We start from the raw sequence: 18,012 nt of genomic DNA, 5'->3' as shown, positions 1-18,012 counted from the left end.
CCACTGTACCGGGGCGCGGGCGCGCATTGGTGCTTTATTGCTGGCAGGGGGCCAGCAGTTGCTGCACCGCTTGAACATGCCGGCGCGGGGCGCTGTGCCAGGTGTCGATGCGCGCATCACGCGCCTGGCGCCACTGCTGGTAAGCCGGTGGTTGGGCGCCCGCCAGCTGCGCTTCCAGTGCGCGCAGGGGCGCCAGCAGGGCGTACTGGCGCTGGTTGAGCGCGGCGGACCAGCGCTGGATATCGCCGGCAAAGTAGGTGGCCACCACATTGGGCAGAATGTCGGCGGCGGTGGGGCGAATGGGGCCGCGGCACAGGGGGCCCTGCGCGGCCTTGTCGGCGAGCATGGCGTCTGCCGTGGCAAGCCAGCTGGATTGCATCGCCAGGGCCGCCAGCAGGGCGCCACCGTCGCCCTTGTTCACTTTACTCAGCAACAGCTCAAATTCGGTGTTGTCGGCGCGGTAGTCGCCGCCGAGCCAGCGCACGCTGAGGGCGTTGATGGCCTCCAGTGCGGTGATGACAGCGCTGGAGGTATTGCCGGGATAGTCCGCCAACTCGCCGGGGCGGCGCCAGAAGTTGCGGTACTCGGGCCCGCCCAGGGTGGCAAGGAAGATGCGCCCCGGCAGCTGGCGCTGTTTCTGGGCGTGTGCGCTTTGCAGAATGGCCGCCAGTTCGGCATTGTCCTTGCCGCGCTGGGCCGCAATGCAGGCCGGGGCCAGGCGCAGGTACTCCAGGTCCAGCAGCAGGCGCTGGGAGGCGCTGGCCATGCGCCCCAGGCTGCTGTTGCGCTTGCCGATGGTGATTTGCACCTCGCAGCCGGACAGGGCGAGAAAGTCCAGGGCATCCAGCTGGCTGCCGGCAAATTCGATGCGCAGCGCGGCGCGATCCGGTTGGCGCGGCGGGGTGGCGCGCTGTGTGGACGGCTGTGCTACGTCCAGCGTGCGCGCCAGGCGCAGCAGGTAATCGTCGAACAGGCCCGCCGGCCCGGGACGGGCGCAGGCCCCCAGCAGCAGGGCGAGTGAGCCTGCCGCAAGGAGTCTGGCGGCGTGATGTAGGGCGTGCATGCTGCTTATCTTAAGGCCGTGGCCCTGCGGGCAAGGGCTACAGCGCGCAAAGCACGCAGCGTTTGGGTAGGCCGCCGCGCCTTGTGCCTGGACGCCGCTGCGCGCGGTGCTTACTGCCCCAGGGCGTCTTTCACGCGGGGCAGCCAGGCGTGGATGTTGGCGCAGTCCTCGGGCACGCTTTCTTTCACCCAGCCGGCGAATTCGGTGCACACCAGCAGGTCGATATCCGCCAGGGTCACACTGTCGCCCACCAGGAAGGGTTTGCCCTCCAGCGCGGCATTCACAGCGCGGAAGGACGGCCCCAAACGCAGGCGGCCGCGCTCGGCCAGTGCGGGAATCTGGGCAATTTCCAGCGGCCCGGGCAGGGCGCGGCCGGCAAAGTTGGGGTTGGCGTTGCGCAGGATTTCGGCCACCGCCATCAGGCAGGTGTTGAAGATGCGGTGGTCCCAACTGATCACCTCGGCGCGCTCGATGGGGCTCTGGCCCAGCAGGGGCTTTTCGGGGTACAGCGCTTCCAGGTACACGCAGGCGCCAATCACCTCGGTCAGCAGGTGGCCGTCGTCGGTCACCAGCGCCGGCACGGTGCGCGCCGGGTTCACGGCACCAAAGGCTTCGCTCATCTGTTGCAGCTGCATCAAATCGACCTGTTCTGTCTCGACCTCAATGCCTTTGTAGTCGATGAACAGCTGCAGGCGCTTGGGGTTGGGGGCGGGGTCGTAGGTGTAGAGCTTCATGGCGGCCTCTTGTTGTTGGTGGCGGGAAGTGGGCAACTATCCTAGGCGCAATTGCCGGCACTGGCCAGCGGCGAGTTTTACCCTGTCCTATATCTGGCTATAATGCGCGCCACACAGAATAAAGGATCGGTAGAATGTTCCGCACGCTTACCCTATTTGCTGCCCTGCTTGTTGCCGCTGCGGCCTCCGCCGTTGAGCTCTCCGAGAGCCAGCGCGCCGCTATTGAAGAACGCATTGCCCCGATGGGCGAGGTCTGCCTGCAGGGCGACAGCAGCTGCGGCGGCCCCGCGGTTGCCGCCAGCAGCGGCCCGCGCTCTGGCAAGGAGGTGTTCGACGCCGCCTGCATGGCCTGCCACACCACCGGCGCTGGCGGCGCCCCGGTGCTGGGTGATGTCGACGCCTGGGCACCGCGCATTGCCAAGGGCATGGATACCCTGCATAAGCACGGCCTGGAGGGCATTCCCGGCACCGGCATGATGGCCAAGGGCGGTTGCGTGAACTGTTCCGACGACGAAGTGATTGCCGCGGTGGACTACATGGTGGAAGGCAGCCAGTAGGCCAGCGCCGGTACCCGCCAAAGCCGCGGCTGCCCTGGGGCACCGCGGCTTTTTTGTATCCGCCTTTTTTAGGCGCCCGTTGTCGTGCTGCCGGCAAAGGCGGTCATTTCCGGCTTTTACGCCGTGGGCACAGCCAGTGGCCCAGGGCAAGTGTCAATTTTGTAACGCAACTCCTGTGCCAGGGGCTGGTCTAGCAGTAGACTGAAATTCTGAACCCCCGCCCGGAGAGTGTTTTGAACTACCGAATTCTCTTGCTGCCCGCCCTGTTGCTGGGCTTGGCCGCCTGCACCGAAGAAAGCGCACCGCCGCCCACCGTGGAAGTGGTGGTGGACACGGTGGTATCCGAACCCTTCCAGCCCCGCTCTGCCTATGTGGGCCGCCTACAGGCCCGCGACGATGTCACCATCCAGGCCAAGGTCACCGGCTATCTGGTGAGCCGCGACTTCCGCGAGGGCGAACTGGTGAGCGCCGGGGATGTGCTGTTCACCATCGACGACTCCGAATACAAGGCCGCCCTGGCCCGCGCCAAGGCAGACCTGGCCTCGGCCCGGGCCGGCCAGGCCAATGCCGAGCGCAATTTCAAGCGCGGCCAGGAGTTGCTGCCCAAGGGCGCCATTTCCCAGGCTGAGATGGACGATCTCACCGCCAAGAAGCTGGATGCCGAGGCGCGTATTGAATCCGCCAAGGCCCAGGTGACCAGTGCCGAAGTCAACCTGAGCTTTACTGTGATCAAGGCCCCCATCACCGGGCGCATCGGGCGCAGCCGGGTGAGCCCGGGGGATCTGGTGGGCCCCACCAGTGGCGACCTCACGACCCTGGTCAGCATCGACCCCATTGAGGCCCTGTTCCAGGTGAGCGAGGCGACCTATGTGTCCACCGTGTCCGAACACATTGGCGAGCTGGACCCGGCGGCCCTGCAGAGTGTGGAGGTCACCCTGGAGCTGACCAACGGCGTGGCCTACCCGGAGGTTGGCCACATCGACTACTTTGCCAACCGCATCGACGCGGCCACTGGCACCATGGAGGCCCGCGCCAGCATCCCCAACCCCAAATCCATTCTGGTGCCCGGCCAGTACGTGCGGGTGATCCTGCAGGACACCAACCTGATGCAGGGCCTGTTCATGCCCCAGGCGGCGGTGCAGGCCGACCAGCAGGGCAGTTTTGTGCTGGTGGTGAATGAAAGCGGCGTGGTGGAGCGTCGCAACGTGGAGCTGGGGGATCGCCTGGACCAGTCGGTGCTGGTGCGCGAAGGCGTGCAGGCCGGCGAGCAGGTGATTGTGCGCGGTCTGCAGCAGGTGCGCGCGGGCATGGCGGTGAACGTGAAGGCTGTGCCGGGCGAGCAGCGCAGCGGGCCGGCCCAGCCGCCGGCCAAGGGCGATGCGCCCGCCACACCGGGCGGGCACTGAGCCATGTTCAGTGCGTTTTTTATTCGCCGGCCCAAATTTGCGCTGGTTATCGCCATTGTCATGACCCTGGTGGGCGGCATTGCCATCTTCGCCCTGCCGGTCAATGAATATCCCGCCATCTCGCCGCCCAACATTGTGGTCAGCGCCAACTATGCGGGGGCCTCGGCCGAGGTGGTGGAGGCTACGGTGGGTACCCCCATCGAGAATGCGGTGAACGGGGTGGAGGACATGATCTACATGTCTTCCAAAAGCTCCAACGACGGCAGCTACAGCCTCACCGTGACCTTCAAGGTGGGCACCGACGCTGACATGGCCCTGGTGCGGGTGCAGAACCGGGTCAAGCTGGCGGAGCCGGCCCTGCCCGCCGAGGTAACCGCCAGTGGCCTCAATGTGGACGAGCGCTCGCCGGATATTCTCAAGATTGTTAGCTTCAGCTCGCCGGATGACTCGCTGGATTACAAGTTCATCTCCAACTACGTGAAGATCAACGTGCAGCCAGCGCTGGCGCGGCTGGATGGCATCTCCAACGCCAACATCCTGGGCGAGGCGGATTACTCCATGCGCCTGTGGCTGGACCCGGACAAAATGACCGCGCTGGAGCTGTCGGTGAGCGACATTGCGAGCGCCCTGCGCGAGCAGAACGTGCAGGTGGCGGCGGGCAAGATAGGCGCGCCGCCCTTCGACGGCCCCCTGCAAACCGAGTACACCCTGCAGACCAAGGGCCGCTTGCAGGAGGTGGAAGAGTTCGAAAGCGTGGTGCTGCGCGCCCGCGAGGACGGCTCCGCCATCTACCTGCGGGATGTGGCGCGGGTGGAACTGGGCCAGTCCGGCTACAACTTCTTCGGTGAAACCGACGGCCACCCGGCGGTGAACGTGGCGGTGTACCAGATGGCCGACGCCAACGCCCTGGCGGCAGGGGAGGCGGTGGACCAACTGGTGGCGGCGCTGGCGCGGGACTTCCCCGACGGGCTTAGCTACCAGATTGGCTACGACCCCACTCGCTACGTATCCCAGGCGGTGTCGCAGGTGGTGGAATCGCTGTTTGCCGCGGTGCTGCTGGTGGTGGCGGTGACCTACCTGTTCCTCGGCAGCTGGCGCACCACCCTGATACCCACGGTGGCCATTCCGGTGTCGCTGGTGGCCTCCTTCGCAGTGCTGCTGGCCATGGGCATGTCCATCAACACGGTGACCCTGTTCGGCCTGATTCTGGCCATTGGCATTGTGGTGGATGACGCCATTCTGGTGATCGAGAACTGCGACCGCCACCTGCGGGAAGACCCGACCCTGTCGCCGGTGGATGCGGCGCTGATCACCATGAAGGAAGTGGGCGGGGCGGTTATCGCCACCACCCTGGTGCTGCTGGCGGTGTTTGTGCCGGTGGCCCTGCTGCCCGGCATTACCGGGGTGATGTACCGCCAGTTCGCCGTCACCATCTGCGTGGCGGTGGTGTTCTCCTCCATCAATGCCCTCACCCTCAGCCCCGCCCTGTGTGCCCTGCTGCTGAAATCCGGCACGCCCCGGGAGGCGCGCTGGTACCAGGCCTTCCTGCGCGGCTTTGCGCGGGTGACCGATGTTTACGACGGCGGGGTGGCGTGGGTGCTGCGGCGCCTGCTGGTGGTGGGCGCGGTGTTCGCCCTGTGGATCGGCGGTCTGGCGCTGGGGGTCATCAATACCCCCACCGGCTTTGTGCCCGATGAAGACAAGGGTGCCCTGCTGGTGAACGTCATGCTGCCGGATGCCTCGTCCCTCAACCGCACCCGGGATGTGATGGACAAGGTGACCGCCCTGCTGAGTGAAGACCCGGCGGTGGAGAGCGTGACCGCCATCACCGGCTTTTCGGTGCTGACCGGCGCCCTGGCCAGCAACGGCGGCACCCTGTTTGTGGTGCTAAAGCCCTGGGATGCGCGGCCGGAGCCTGAAAACAGCGTGTTTGGCCTTGCCCAGCGGGTCAACGCCCGGGCCTTCGCCGAGATACCCGAAGCCCAGGTCAACGCCATCGCCCCGCCGGCGGTGTCGGGCATGGGCGCGGTGGGCGGCCTGGAGCTGATGCTGCAGGACACCCTGTCGCGCTCGCCGGCAGCCCTGGCGGGGGTGCTCAACAACCTGATTGTGGACGCCAACCAGCACCCGGCCTTGCAGGCAGTGTTCAGCACCTACCGCGCCAACGTGCCGCAGTACTTCATCGACATCGACCGGGTGAAGGCGAAGAACCTGGGGGTGCCGCTCAGCGAGATATTCACCACCCTGCAGGCGCAGATGGGCTCGCTCTACATCAACGACTTCAACAAGTTCGGCCAGACCTACCGGGTGATCATGCAGGCGGAATCGGACTATCGCTCGGACCTCACCGACCTGGATCACTTCTACGTGAAGTCCGCCAGCGGTGACATGGTGCCACTGTCCACCCTGGTCACCACCCGGCCCATCCTCGGCCCGGATGTGGCGCCGCGCTACAACCTGTTCCGCGCCGCGTCCGTTCGCGCCGCCCCGGCACCGGGTTACAGCAGCGGCGCCGCCATGGCGGCCTTTGACGAGCTGGCCGAGCGCCTGCCCGCCGGCTATCGCATTGAATGGACCGGGCTGGCCTTCCAGCAGAGGGAGGCGGGCCAGACCGCCACCATCGCCTTTGCCATGGCGCTGATCTTTATCTACCTGTTCCTGGTTGCCCAGTACGAAAGCTGGTCGATTCCGGCGGCCATTATTCTGGTGGTGCCCATGGCCATTGGCGGGGCCGTGGCAGCCCTGCTGCTGACCGGCCACGCCCTCAACCTCTACGCCCAGATAGGCCTGGTGCTGCTGATTGGCATGGCGGCCAAGAACGCCATTCTGATTGTGGAGTTTGCCCGCCACCGGCGCGAAGTGCAGGGCGAGGACATCAAGGTGGCGGCGCGGGAGGCGGGCCGGCTGCGCTTTCGCGCGGTGTGCATGACGGCCATCTCCTTCATTCTCGGCATTCTGCCGCTGGTGTTTGCCACCGGTGCCGGCTCCGCCGGGCAGCAGTCGTTGGGGATTACCATCCTCGGCGGCATGCTGGCGGCCCTGCTGGTGGGCACCTTCTTCATTCCCGGCTTTTACGCCATGGTGCAGGGCGCCCGGGAACGGGCGAAGGCGCGGCTGGGCATTGGCCGCCCGGCGGGCTAGCTGGCCCGCGGCGCCGGTGCGCGGCAGGCCGGGCAGGTTTGCGGGGCCTATCTGGCTACCTGGCGTCGGGTTACCGGGTGTCGGGTTACCTGTTGTCGGGTTACCTGTTGTCGATAGTGGCGCCCTGTGCCGGCAGGGTGGCCAGGAAGTTGTCCCGCGCCACCGAGCGGGCTACGTCATCCGGCAGTGCGGCTAGGAAGGTCTCGTAGTCGGTGAGCTTCTCCCCCAGGTTCTTGTAGTTGCCCAGCAGGTCCGAGCCGAGCATGAAACGCCCGGGGTAGCGCGTTACCAGCGCCACCCACGCCGGGTCCGGCGTGTCGTTGCCATCCAGCAGGTAGGGGCGCAGCACCGTCCAGGACAGGTCGATGTACAGGTTTTCGTGGGCCGCCAGCAGGCGCTCCACCTCCGGCCGCAGGAAGTCCAGCTTGTCCTGAAAGCGGTGCAGGGTTTTGCTGGTGCCGGCGTGGGCCCAGATAAAGCGCACCTCGGGGAACTTGTTAAGCGCCGCCGCCACTTCCTCCGCGTACAGGGCATTGCGCTCGCGCTTGGAGGTGATGTTGCTGTGCAGCAGCACCGGCAGCTGGTGGCGGCGGGCGAAGGCGTACACCCGGTACATGGCCTCGCTGTTGGCGCGGGGCGTCTCCCCCTCGGTGAGGGCGGTGAGGTCGTCGTGGCGGGTAATCACCTCGCCAATGCCCTGCCACAGCCCCGGGTACATCGCCACCATGCGCTCCAGGTGCAGGGTGGCGTTTTTGTCGGTGGGGTTAAAGCCGCTCAGAAAGGGATGCAGGCGCTGGCGCTGGGCCTGCGGCAGGGCCTGCATTGCCTCGGCGAGATAGGCATCGGTGGCGCTAAACCAGTACACCGGGGCGTCGTCGCCCGCGTAGGTGTCGGGCCGCTTGGGCTCGTCTTCCTGCCATTTCTTCATCAATCCCATGCCCGAGATCATGGCGTCGCCCACGCTGGCGGCATCCATGGCGGCAATCAGTTCGCTTAAGGGCTTGCCCTGCTGGAAGAAGTCCACCGCGTGCAGGTGGGCGTCGCTGTAGCGGTAGGTGTCTTCTTGCGCGGCGCCGGCCAGCGGGACCGCCAGGGCCAGGGCCAGGGCCAGCTTGCCGGTAGTGGTGGCAAGCGTCGTGGCAGGTGTTGTGGCAAGTGAAGTGGCAGGTGCGGCGGTGATGCCTGGGCGGGCGCGCAGTGAAAGTGACAACAATGACATGGCAGCAGGCTGTGAATGCGATGGGCGGAGTGTAGCAGGGCCAGATGGCGCTGCGGCAGGGGTGAGCGCCACTACGGCAGGGATGTGAGCGGCGCTGGCAGGGCCGGCAGAGCGGTGTCGGCGCAGGTTGTGCTTGACGATTGTGTAAAACAAAAGACAATGAGAAGCACTATTGTTTAAATACACCCATTGTTTCACTACGCCAATGAGCGACAGTGCCGGGGGCAACGCGCTGTGAGTGTCGACACCACTGAAAAAACTACCCACCCACCCGACGGGCCGGGCCGCGGGCCGCTGATTGCCCGCTGGATCGTGGCCGGCCCGCTGGTGTTGATTGCCTCGATACTGGTGATGGCCGGCATGACCGTGTGGTTCCCCGAGGGTGCCGCCGGCATCAATCACCTGGCCTTTCCCCTTCTGCTGTTTCCCGCCATCTGGGCGCTGCTATTCTTCTATGCCCTGCTGGATGCGCGGCCCTGGCGCGCCGGGGCGGTGATTCTGGCGCTTGCTGTCGCCAACGGCATACCCGTGGTGTCGGCCCTGCAAACGATGATGCAGGGCGGCGCCCAGTGACTTTCAGGATGCAATCATGATCAAGCTTTCCCAGGAGAGAACCCGTCGGCTGATTGCCGTGCATGGCTGGTCCGCGGTGGTTTGCGGCCTGTTCCTGTACGTGGTGGTGCTGACCGGGGCGGTGGCGGTGCTGGTACACGAAATCGGCGCCTGGTCGGTGGGTGGCAGCAAGGTGGCCGAGCCCATGGCTGTGCCCATGGATGCCACCCTGCGCACGCTTGCGCAGCAGGTGCCCGAGGCCCAGCGCGAAGACGTGAGCCTGTTTGCCAATGCCGCCGGCGAGTTGGTGGTGTTTTTCCATACCCACCAGTTGAACCCGGCCACCGGCAATATGGAGGACTTTGGTACCCTGATGGACGTCGACCCGCGCAGCGGGGAGGTGTTGCGCAGCCGCGAAGGCTACGGCGGCGAGGTGTTCAACGCCGGCCCTGGGGATGCCCTGGACCGCTTTATTGTCGACCTGCACGTCAACCTGCACCTGCCAGACCCTTGGGGGCTGTACGCCACGGGCATCCTCGGGCTGGTGATGCTGGTGGCCGCCATTTCGGGCCTGCTGATCCACCGCCACCTGATTAAGGATGCCTTTGTGGCCCCGCGCCCGTCCGGCGCCCTGTTGCAGAAAAAAGACCGCCATGTACTGGCTGGCACTTGGGGCCTGGTGTTCGGCTTTGTGCTGGCCTTTACCGGCTCCTTCTTCAGCTTTGCCACGGCTTTGGGCCTGCCGCTGGTGGCCATTACCGCCTTTGGTGGCGACCAGGTGGCCGCCATTGAAACCCTGGTAGGCGCGCCCGCGGCCAGCGACGACACTCCGGCGCCCATGGCCAACCTGGACGCCATGCACGAGCGCTCCGCCCGGGAGGCGGGCTCGGTGCCGCTGTTTACCTCGGTGGCCCACTGGGGCCGGGCGGATTCGCAGGTGCTGGTGTTCCACTCGCCCGCCGAAGGGCAACTCACCGGCACCAGCAACCTGTTCGACGGCGCCAGCGGCGAATTTCTGGGGGTCAAACCCAGCTTGGGAACCGTGCCCTCCGCCGGCACCGTGGCCTTCGACCTGATGGGCCCCCTGCACTTTGGCAACTTTGCCGGCTTGCTGTCCAAGATTGTGTGGGTCTGCCTGGGGCTGGCCATGTGCTATGTGACCATCACCGGCCTGCAACTGTGGCTGCAGCGGCGCGAGCACGACCCCCTGTGGCAGCGCTTGGCCGGCAGTGTGGAGGTGGTGGCCTACGGCACGCCCATCGCCCTGGCCGGCGCCGCCCATGCCTTCTTCCTGAGCTACGGCCGCGCCGATACCCACCTGTGGGTGGCCAGCGGCTTTATTGGCTTTTCAATACTGTCCATCCTCGTTGGGCTGGTGCTGCCCCGGGCGGCCCTGCACCGCACCCTGGCCGGTTGCCTGGGCGCGTTGCTGGTGCTGCTGCCCCTTACCCGCATGCTGCTGGGCGGCACCCCCTGGGCCGCGGCCCTGGCCACCGGTAACGGTGTGGTGGTGGCCATGGATATGGTGATGGTGCTGTCGGGCGTGATCTGCGCCCGGGTGGCTGCGGGCCTGCGCTGGATGCCGCGCTTTGCCGCGCCGCTGCCGGGGGCCGCCACATGATGCTGACCCTGCTGCTGTTTGTGGCCGCCTGCCTGCTGAGCAGTCTGGGCTTTGCCTGGCTGGCGGCGGTCAACCCCAAGCGCCGGCGGGTTTACGGCCTGGCGCGGCCTGCAGCGCCTGCGCCCTGGCAGAAGCTGGCCATGGCCCTGCTGGTGCTGGCGCCCGGCGTGCTGTTGCTGCTGTGCGGACAGGTGGCCGGCTTTGTGCTGTGGCTGGGCGCTATTACCGTAATTGGCTGGGTGGTGGCCCTGCGCCGCCCGCCGCTGACCGCCTGATGGCGGCGGTCTAGCAGAGCTTCAGCCCCACCTGCAGGATGCGCCCCTGGGCCATGCGCTTCACCACCAGTTCGATATTCCCCACCCGCAGGCGGTCGCCCACCACCGGCTGGGCGTGCACGCGCCGGCGCAGCACGGCGTCGAGGTCCAGGCCCTTAAGGTCTGCCTCGCGCGGTACGCCGTAGGCGGCGCACACGTCGTCAAACAGCACATCCGGCTGCAGGGTAAAGGGGCCAAAAAAGGCGCTGCTGATCAGGTGGGAGCGGGTGGGCAGGGTGGCAAACAGGCCCGCCAGTTGCTCGCTCTCATGGCTGGGGGTGAGCAGCACGAGAAAGTCCTCCGGCTCCAAGTGCAGTTCCGGCGCCGGTGGCAGCACCTGTTCGGCGCGCAGCACGCCGATGGTTTTCACGCTGTCTGGCAGCGGCAGGCGGCCCAGCACGTAGGCGTCTGCCGGGCTGCCGGCGTGAATGCGGTAGGCCAGCAGTTCCCGGCCCACCTGGCCGGGAATGGCCACGCCCAGGTGTTCGCGGTCCTCCGCCATGGGCGGCACGTCCAGCGCCAGGCGCCGGGCCAGGGGGGCGATGGTCCAGCCCTGGAAGCACAGCGACAGCAGCACCACGAAGAAGGTGATCTGGAAGTAGGTGTCGCTGTGCGGCAGGCCCGACAGGTAGGGGAACAGGGCCAGGATGATGGGCACGGCGCCCTTGAGCCCCACCCAGGAGATGAACACCTGCTCTTTGAGCGGAAAGCGAAAGGGCACCAGGCAGGCAAACACCGCCAGCGGCCGTGCCACCAGCATCAGCACGGCGGCAATCACCAGGGCCGGCAGGGCCACGCCCAGCAGCGACGAAGGCGTTACCAGCAGGCCCAGCAGCAGGAACATGCCGATCTGGCTCAGCCAGGCCAGGCCGTCCAGCAGCCAGCGTATGTCGTGCAGGTAGTTGAGGGGGCGGTTGCCCAGCAGCAGGCCAATCAGGTAAATGGCCAGAAAACCGCTGCCGCCGGCCAGGTTGGTGAGCCCGAACACGCACAGCCCGAAGGAGACCGCCAGCAGGGGGTAGAGCACCCGCGGCAGGTGCAGCCAGTTCAGCAGCTTCAGCAACAGCCAGCCGCCGGCCAGCCCGGCCAGGCCGCCAAAGCCCATCTGGCGCAGAAACTCCACCAGCAGCTCCAGGCCAATGTTGCCGCTGCCGGCACTGCCCAGCAGGCCCAGCAGTGACACGGTGAGGAAGATGGCCATCGGGTCGTTGGTGCCGGACTCGATCTCCAGCGTTGCGCCGCTGCGCTGTTTCAGTTCCAGCCCCGCGCCGTGCAGCAGGCCGAACACCGCGGCGGCGTCGGTGCTGCCGACAATGGCCCCCAGCAGCAGGCCGTTGAGCAGGGGCCAGTCCAGTATCCAGGCGGCGGCCATGCCGACAATGCCGCTGGTGAGGGCCACCCCCAGGGTGGCCAGCGACAGGGCCGGCTTCAGGCCAACGCGAAAGCTGCTGACATGGGTGCGCAGGCCGCCATCGAGCAGGATGATGGCCAGGGCGATGTTGCCCACCAGGAAGGCGGTGCCAATGTCGTCGAAGTGAATGCCGCCGGGGCCGTCTTCACCGGCCAGCATGCCCACCAGCAAAAACAGCAGCAGGGACGGCGCGCCGAGCCGTTGCGACAGGCCGGTGATGGCAATGCTCACCAGCCCGAGGAAGGCGCACAGCAGGATCAGCTGGTAGCTGGCGTCGATCATGGCGCGCTACTCAGGCAAACAGGGCCTTCAGGCCGCTCAGGGTTTCCGCCGCCCGCTCCTGGTTGGCCTCGGGGCTGGCCTCGCTGCCGCCCTGCCACACCAGGTCTTCCTCGGGTAGTTCCGCCAGAAAACGGCTCGGTTCGCAGGGCACCGTCTCGCCGTACTGGCGCCGCCGCTCGGCCAGGCTCATGGTGAGTGTCTGGCGGGCGCGGGTAATGCCTACGTAGGCCAGGCGGCGCTCCTCGGCGATGTTGTCCTCCTCCACACTCACCCGGTGGGGCAGAAAGCCCTCTTCCATGCCGATGATGTACACATGGGGAAACTCCAGGCCCTTGGAGGCGTGCAGGGTCATCAGCTGTACGCAGTCGGGGCCGGCTTCCTCCTCGTCCTGCTGCTCCAGCAAATCGCGCAGAATGAGCCGGTTGATGGCCTCGTCCAGGGCCAGCTCCTCGTCGCGCATCAGGCGGTCGATGGAGTCCACCAGAAAATGCACATTGCCCATGCGGCGCTCGGCCACCTCTTCGCTGGAACTGAGCTGCAGCAGCCAGTCCTCGTAGTCGATGTCGCGCAGCAGCTGGCGAATGCCGTCGGCGCCGGATTTTTGCGCGCTGTGGCGGCGCATCTGCTCCAGCCAGTGGTGGAATTCCTTTAGCCGCTTCAGGCCCGCCTCGGGCAGCACGCCCTCGCTGAGGCGCTCGCAGGCGCCGCTCAGGCTCACGTGCTGCTCGTTGGCGAACTCGCCCAGGGCCTCCAGGGTGCTGGCGCCGAGCTTGCGCCGGGGCACGTTGGCAATGCGCAAAAAAGCATTGTCGTCGTCGGCGTTCACCAGCAGGCGCAGGTAGGCCATGATGTCCTTCACCTCGTTGCGGGCGAAGAAGGAGGTGCCGCCGCTGAGGTGGTAGGGTACGCCGCTCTGCTGCAGGGCCAGCTCGATCAGTCGCGACTGGTGATTGCCCCGGTAGAGGATGGCGTAGTCGCCGTAGCGGGTGCGCTTGCGCAGCCGGTGGTCCTGGATTTCCGCCACCACCTGGTCGGCTTCGTCCTGCTCGTTGGCGCAGCGCATCACCCGCAGCGGGTCGCCCATGCCCAGCTCCGACCACAGCTGCTTGTCGAACACGTGCTCGTTGTTGGCAATCAGCGTGTTGGCGGCCTTGAGAATGCGCGAGGTAGAGCGGTAGTTCTGCTCCAGCTTGACGATTTTCAGGGCCGGGAAGTCCTCCTGCAGCAGGGCCAGGTTCTCCGGCCGGGCGCCGCGCCAGGCGTAGATGGACTGGTCGTCGTCGCCCACCACCGTGAGCCCCCCGCGCAGGCCCACAATCTGGCGCACCAGCAGGTACTGGCTGGAGTTGGTGTCCTGGTACTCGTCCACCAGCAGGTAGTGCAGCTGGTTCTGCCACTTCTCGAGCACTTCCGGCTGGTGCTCGAAGAGAATCGTGGGCAGCAGGATAAGGTCGTCGAAATCCAGCGCGTTGTAGGCCTTCAGGGCGCGCCGGTAGCGCAGGTAGGCCTGGGCGCAGAGTATGTCCGCCGGGCTGGTGGCCTGGGCGATGGCCTCCTCGGGCAGCACCCGGTCGTTCTTCCAGTTGGAAATGCGCTGTTGAATCGTACCGGCCTGGTCGCCGTCGGAGCCGTGCTCCTGGATCAGCAGATCCTTGATCAGGTTCTTGCTGTCCTCACCATCGAAGATGGAAAAGCCGCTCTTCAGGCCCAGGTGCTTGCGCTCACGGCGGATAATGTTCAGCCCCAGCTGGTGGAAGGTGCTCACCGTCAGGCCGTCGGCGCCACTGCCCAGAATCTTGCCCACCCGCTCCTTCATCTCCCGCGCCGCCTTGTTGGTGAAGGTCACCGCGGCAATGCGCTTGGCATCAATGCCGCACTGCTCCACCAGATAGGCGATTTTGCGGGTAATCACGCTGGTCTTGCCGCTGCCGGCACCGGCCAGCACCAGCAGTGGGCCGTCAATGTAGCGCACGGCCTCGCGTTGGCGGGGGTTGAGTTGGGTCACTGAGGCACACGGGTGGTGAATGGGGCGCCAGTGTAGCAGGAATGCCCAGGCCGCATCAGGGCTTGTCGCCTTTGCGCCTGGGAAGGCAAGGGTTCAGATATCAGTCAATCGTTATATGGTAGCTGGTGGGTTTGGCCAGACAACTCAATTCATACTCATCACAAAGAGATAGCCTGACAGTGTACCGTCCAGATGGCAGGTTCTTTACTTCCGGATGAGAATTGACGTCGGCCAACATCTTTGAGGCTATGCTCGAATACACCAGTTCCCGCTGTTGCGAGTAAAGCCTGATGCGATAGGCGGCACCCGTTTCCAGCGAAGATGTGTCTCTAAAGACAACATCGCCGGACAATTCGACCTGATAACTATCGGAATCACCGGGTTCGGAAAGTGACCCTTTCAGGTCGACATCGCCTGATTCGAGTGGAGCGTTGATATAGGCCAGGGCCGAATGGTCAATAAATACTGGATAGATGATCGTGTGAACATTGCCGTCACCAGAGACAACACCGCTGATAGTGACAGTGTAATTGGTATCCAGGCTGATGCCTTTGTAGCGATTGCTGGTGACGTCATCACTCTCGATAGGCCACCACGTAGCGTAATCGACAGCGGTTCCGAAACCCGTGACTTCCACCTCGCTACCAGTATTTGTATTAATAATGGAAATGGCGGCGTTTGAAAAATCATAGTTTGATCCAGGGGTCATTTCGATATGCCATTTGCCGTCGTACAGTAGAAAAGGGAAGCGCCCATAGGGATACGCGACAAAATCCAGATCAGGGTCTACCGTGTTTACCTCTCCTTCATAACCATTTACTTTCACAGCTGCATAGGCATCGACCTGCCCATAAGCCACGCTGGGTAAATCCGGACGTAAAAGAGCCCGGCGATTCGGCAGAAGTGAATAGGCAGGAATCACATCGGTGAACGTTTCTTCGTAACCACGTAACCATTCGGCCAAAAATATCGAAGGAGAGGCGAGCTGGTTGTTGATACTTTTCCGTAACCATACGCTGGTCTGGGCGCCCCGATAGGCCGGTTCGGAATAACACTCACCGCCCTTCCCGGGGAAGTCCTCGCTGCGCCAGTTACGGTTTATATACAGTGCGGCGGCAGCCATTTCGCTGTTGTAGGCTTCAGCATAGGTGACTGGGGCGAGTCCGTGGAGTTGTCGAGCCTGATTAATGTAGTCCAGGACTTCTGTTGCCACTTCCGGTTGCAGGGCACCCGGATCACAGTGGTCTGTATTTGGCGTAGTGGCATAGAGCTCAGCAGGTTGAATAATGGGGCTTGAAAGAGAAGCCCTAACCTTTCCACACCAGAATGTCCTGTTGTAATCCCCGGATTTTCCTTTGAGTTCCGAGGTAGCGCTACCGTTATACGGATGGTCTGTGTCAGCATCGCTTTCACAATTACCTGGCTCCGGCTCCGGCTCCGGCTCCGGCTCCGGCTCCGGCTCCGGCTCCGGCTCTGTCGGCATTACCGGAGAAGGTTCTGCTGCACCGCTCCCGCTCCCGCCACCGCCACAAGCCGGTAGTGCGCTTATTAACAGCATTACAAAAATCCGTAAAAAAGCCGCCTTCATTGAAAAAACTCCTGCTAGTTTTTATACCTTTCCACCAATCCTGTTAATTATTGTTTTTCGAAATGTTCATGCCGTTTTGAATGACCGCAGCAGTTTGGTAGGGAATACTGTTATATCCTGATGGTCTCTTGGCAGGGGAGTATTCAGGAAAATATCTGTTATACAAGGTGACTCCAGGCCAGGAACCGCTGGTTATTTCCGATACAACACGTGAAACATTTTGTGCAGCGATATATCGCAGTCGTGAGCCACAAGTGTGGTTTACGAGTAGCGTCGAAGTGGCACACCATACGCCAGGAGTGAAAAGATTGGGATTCGACATTATTGTAGTTGCTCTAATCTTTCCAGGAGACACAGTAGTATCGTAGCCATTTGCTGGCATGGAAAATCCCCGGCCACCATAGCCTGTTGAATTGCCTTGTCCATAGGCATGGTTATGGACAAGACTGACTCCATGAAGCAACACTTCAGCAGCGTAACACGTCATGCACGCCTGCAACGGGCATTTCCATCGATCAATTTTGCCCTACCCCCCCCGGCGCTGGAATGTCACAGCGTCTATCGCCAGCAGTGCGTCAATCGCATCAAAGGACATCGGTTTACTGCACTTTTACGCCACTGCGCCATCTGCTATAGCACCCACCGGGGTGGTTAGCGACTGCTTCTGCTTTTCACAGCCGCCGGCGAATGGCGCGCATGGACAGGTGCAGGCTGTCGGTGGCGCGGGTAAGTCGCTGCTCGCCCGGGCCGCAATCCCGTGACGCCAGGGCCGGCATCGCGGCTGATGGATTAAGTCAGCGCACCCTGACCCCTGACGCAATGGCCGGCCGGGGCGGTGGCGGGGATGATGGCGCCACTTGAAATCCGGCGGGCGCGCTCGGCGCCGGCCAGTCCAGGCAAGAGGAATCCCATGACCCAGGACGCATACATCTTTGATGCCCTGCGCACCCCGCGCGGGCGCGGCAAACCCGGGGGTGGCCTGTACGAGGTCAAGCCCGTTGATCTGGTGCGCAACCTGCTGCAGGCCATGCGCGACCGCCACCACCTGCCCGAGGAGCGGGTGGAGGACGTGCTGCTGGCCACCGGCGAGCCGGTGAAGGAGCAGGGCCAGAACATCGCCAAGACGGCCCTGGTCTACAGTGGCTGGCACCAGGCAACGGTGGGCGCCCAGCTGCACCGCTACTGCGCCGGCGGCTTGGACGCGGTGAATACCCTGGCCATGAAGGTGATGTCGGGCATGGAGTCCCTGGGCATGGCCGGCGGCGTGGAGAGCATGTCGCGCCTGGGCATGGGCGCCGGCGGCGCGGCGGCGGGAGACCCCTGGGTGGCGATGCACAGCTACGGTATTTCGCAGGGCCTGGCGGCGGATTTGATGGCCCACCTGGACGGCTTCAGCCGCGAGGATGCCGACCGCTACGCCTGCGAATCCCAGCGCCGGGCCGCTGCGGCCCGGGACGCCGGCTACTTCGACCGCTCCATTGTGCCGGTGACCGACCTGAACGGCGTGGTGGTGCTGGATAAAGACGAGCACATCCGCCCCACCACCCTGGATGACCTGGCGAGGCTCAAACCCTCCTTCAGCGTGTTTGAGCAGTACGGCCACGGGGATTTCCTCAAGTTCAAGTATCCCCAGGTGGAGAAGCTCACCTGCATCCACACCCCGGGCAACAGCTCCGGCGTGGTGGATGGCGCCTCGCTGGTGCTGGTGGGCAACCAGGCGGCCGGCGACGACCTGGGCCTTGCGCCCCGCGCCCGCATTCGCGCCTGCGCCCTGACCGGCAGCGAGCCTACTCTGATGCTGGGCGGCCCCGCCCCGGCCTCGCAAAAAGCCCTGGCGCTGGCCGGCATGAGCGCTGGCGACATCGACCTGTTTGAACTGAACGAGGCCTTTGCCGCCGTGGTGCTGCGCTACCAGCGCCTGCTGGATATCCCCGACGACAAAATCAACGTCAACGGCGGCGCCATTGCCATGGGCCACCCCATCGGCGCCACCGGCGCCATGATCCTTGGCACCGTGCTCGACGAACTGGAGCGCCGCGATCTCAACACCGCCCTGGTGACCCTGTGCGCTGGCGGCGGCATCGGCATTGCCACCATCATCGAGCGCGTATAAGGGGTT

Annotated in this window: 13 protein-coding genes; 7 read left to right on the top strand and 6 right to left on the bottom strand. The window is 64.7% G+C overall.

Annotated features, from left to right (window positions below; all coding sequences use genetic code 11):
• Nucleotides 1–34: 34 nt before the first annotated feature.
• Together DDZ17_RS11765 and DDZ17_RS11760 are read right to left on the bottom strand one after the other, a co-directional pair.
• Nucleotides 35–1,063 (bottom strand): DUF3080 family protein, encoded by a 1,029-nt coding sequence (locus DDZ17_RS11765; protein ID WP_116367042.1) that lies wholly within the window; start codon nt 1,061–1,063, stop codon nt 35–37.
• 110 nt (nt 1,064–1,173) lie between these two features.
• Nucleotides 1,174–1,797, bottom strand: a complete 624-nt coding sequence (locus tag DDZ17_RS11760) for a glutathione S-transferase family protein (protein WP_116367040.1) — start codon at nt 1,795–1,797, stop codon at nt 1,174–1,176.
• A gap of 134 nt (nt 1,798–1,931) precedes the next feature.
• Between DDZ17_RS11760 and DDZ17_RS11755 the strand changes: the two genes are divergently transcribed.
• From DDZ17_RS11755 to DDZ17_RS11745, 3 genes are all read left to right on the top strand, one after another.
• Nucleotides 1,932–2,354, top strand: a complete 423-nt coding sequence (locus tag DDZ17_RS11755) for a c-type cytochrome (protein ID WP_116367038.1) — start codon at nt 1,932–1,934, stop codon at nt 2,352–2,354.
• A gap of 233 nt (nt 2,355–2,587) precedes the next feature.
• Nucleotides 2,588–3,760: an efflux RND transporter periplasmic adaptor subunit gene (locus DDZ17_RS11750; RefSeq protein WP_157976600.1), complete on the top strand. Its 1,173-nt coding sequence runs from the start codon at nt 2,588–2,590 to the stop codon at nt 3,758–3,760.
• Nucleotides 3,761–3,763: 3 nt separating this feature from the next.
• Nucleotides 3,764–6,901: an efflux RND transporter permease subunit gene (locus DDZ17_RS11745; protein ID WP_116367034.1), complete on the top strand. Its 3,138-nt coding sequence runs from the start codon at nt 3,764–3,766 to the stop codon at nt 6,899–6,901.
• Between the two features lie 100 nt (nt 6,902–7,001).
• Here the strand turns inward: DDZ17_RS11745 and DDZ17_RS11740 are convergent, their stop codons facing one another.
• Complete coding sequence (locus DDZ17_RS11740; protein WP_116367032.1) at nt 7,002–8,120, bottom strand: amidohydrolase family protein; 1,119 nt, start codon at nt 8,118–8,120, stop codon at nt 7,002–7,004.
• A gap of 234 nt (nt 8,121–8,354) precedes the next feature.
• On the opposite strand from DDZ17_RS11740, the gene DDZ17_RS11735 reads away from it, so the two are divergent.
• The 3 genes from DDZ17_RS11735 to DDZ17_RS11725 are packed head-to-tail and all read left to right on the top strand — an operon-like array spanning nt 8,355 to nt 10,568.
• Nucleotides 8,355–8,693 (top strand): hypothetical protein, encoded by a 339-nt coding sequence (locus tag DDZ17_RS11735; RefSeq protein ID WP_206613530.1) that lies wholly within the window; start codon nt 8,355–8,357, stop codon nt 8,691–8,693.
• Nucleotides 8,694–8,709: 16 nt separating this feature from the next.
• Nucleotides 8,710–10,293, top strand: a complete 1,584-nt coding sequence (locus tag DDZ17_RS11730) for a PepSY-associated TM helix domain-containing protein (RefSeq protein WP_116367030.1) — start codon at nt 8,710–8,712, stop codon at nt 10,291–10,293.
• On the top strand, nt 10,290–10,568 hold the full coding sequence (locus DDZ17_RS11725) for a hypothetical protein (protein WP_116367028.1): 279 nt from the start codon (nt 10,290–10,292) through the stop codon (nt 10,566–10,568). Before DDZ17_RS11730 ends, DDZ17_RS11725 begins: the two co-directional genes overlap by 4 nt.
• A 10-nt stretch (nt 10,569–10,578) precedes the next feature.
• Here DDZ17_RS11725 and DDZ17_RS11720 read toward each other — a convergent pair whose 3' ends face one another.
• The 3 genes from DDZ17_RS11720 to DDZ17_RS11710 form a co-directional block, all read right to left on the bottom strand.
• Nucleotides 10,579–12,300 carry a potassium/proton antiporter gene (locus DDZ17_RS11720; protein WP_206613529.1) on the bottom strand — a complete coding sequence of 574 codons (1,722 nt, stop codon included), beginning with the start codon at nt 12,298–12,300 and terminating at the stop codon, nt 10,579–10,581.
• Nucleotides 12,301–12,310: 10 nt separating this feature from the next.
• Complete coding sequence (gene rep / locus DDZ17_RS11715; RefSeq protein WP_116367026.1) at nt 12,311–14,305, bottom strand: DNA helicase Rep; 1,995 nt, start codon at nt 14,303–14,305, stop codon at nt 12,311–12,313.
• A gap of 100 nt (nt 14,306–14,405) precedes the next feature.
• Nucleotides 14,406–15,893 carry a CAP domain-containing protein gene (locus DDZ17_RS11710; protein WP_157976599.1) on the bottom strand — a complete coding sequence of 496 codons (1,488 nt, stop codon included), beginning with the start codon at nt 15,891–15,893 and terminating at the stop codon, nt 14,406–14,408.
• Between the two features lie 910 nt (nt 15,894–16,803).
• Here DDZ17_RS11710 and DDZ17_RS11700 point away from each other — a divergent pair.
• Complete coding sequence (locus DDZ17_RS11700) at nt 16,804–18,006, top strand: acetyl-CoA C-acetyltransferase (protein ID WP_116367022.1); 1,203 nt, start codon at nt 16,804–16,806, stop codon at nt 18,004–18,006.
• Nucleotides 18,007–18,012: the final 6 nt, after the last annotated feature.

The sequence above is a fragment of the Parahaliea mediterranea genome (assembly GCF_003402235.1).
Lineage (GTDB): Bacteria > Pseudomonadota > Gammaproteobacteria > Pseudomonadales > Halieaceae > Parahaliea > Parahaliea mediterranea.
The sequence above is the reverse complement of the archived record's forward strand: the minus strand, read 5'-3'. Positions and strand labels throughout refer to the sequence as shown.

Excerpts from the sequence above, each read along its gene's own strand:
- DDZ17_RS11765 (WP_116367042.1), bottom strand. The coding sequence starts at position 1,063 with ATGCACGCCCTACATCACGCCGCCAGACTCCTTGCGGCAGGCTCACTC.
- DDZ17_RS11760 (WP_116367040.1), bottom strand. The coding sequence starts at position 1,797 with ATGAAGCTCTACACCTACGACCCCGCCCCCAACCCCAAGCGCCTGCAG.
- DDZ17_RS11755 (WP_116367038.1), top strand. The coding sequence starts at position 1,932 with ATGTTCCGCACGCTTACCCTATTTGCTGCCCTGCTTGTTGCCGCTGCG.
- DDZ17_RS11745 (WP_116367034.1), top strand. The coding sequence starts at position 3,764 with ATGTTCAGTGCGTTTTTTATTCGCCGGCCCAAATTTGCGCTGGTTATC.
- DDZ17_RS11740 (WP_116367032.1), bottom strand. The coding sequence starts at position 8,120 with ATGTCATTGTTGTCACTTTCACTGCGCGCCCGCCCAGGCATCACCGCC.
- DDZ17_RS11730 (WP_116367030.1), top strand. The coding sequence starts at position 8,710 with ATGATCAAGCTTTCCCAGGAGAGAACCCGTCGGCTGATTGCCGTGCAT.
- DDZ17_RS11725 (WP_116367028.1), top strand. The coding sequence starts at position 10,290 with ATGATGCTGACCCTGCTGCTGTTTGTGGCCGCCTGCCTGCTGAGCAGT.
- DDZ17_RS11720 (WP_206613529.1), bottom strand. The coding sequence starts at position 12,300 with ATGATCGACGCCAGCTACCAGCTGATCCTGCTGTGCGCCTTCCTCGGG.
- DDZ17_RS11710 (WP_157976599.1), bottom strand. The coding sequence starts at position 15,893 with ATGAAGGCGGCTTTTTTACGGATTTTTGTAATGCTGTTAATAAGCGCA.
- DDZ17_RS11700 (WP_116367022.1), top strand. The coding sequence starts at position 16,804 with ATGACCCAGGACGCATACATCTTTGATGCCCTGCGCACCCCGCGCGGG.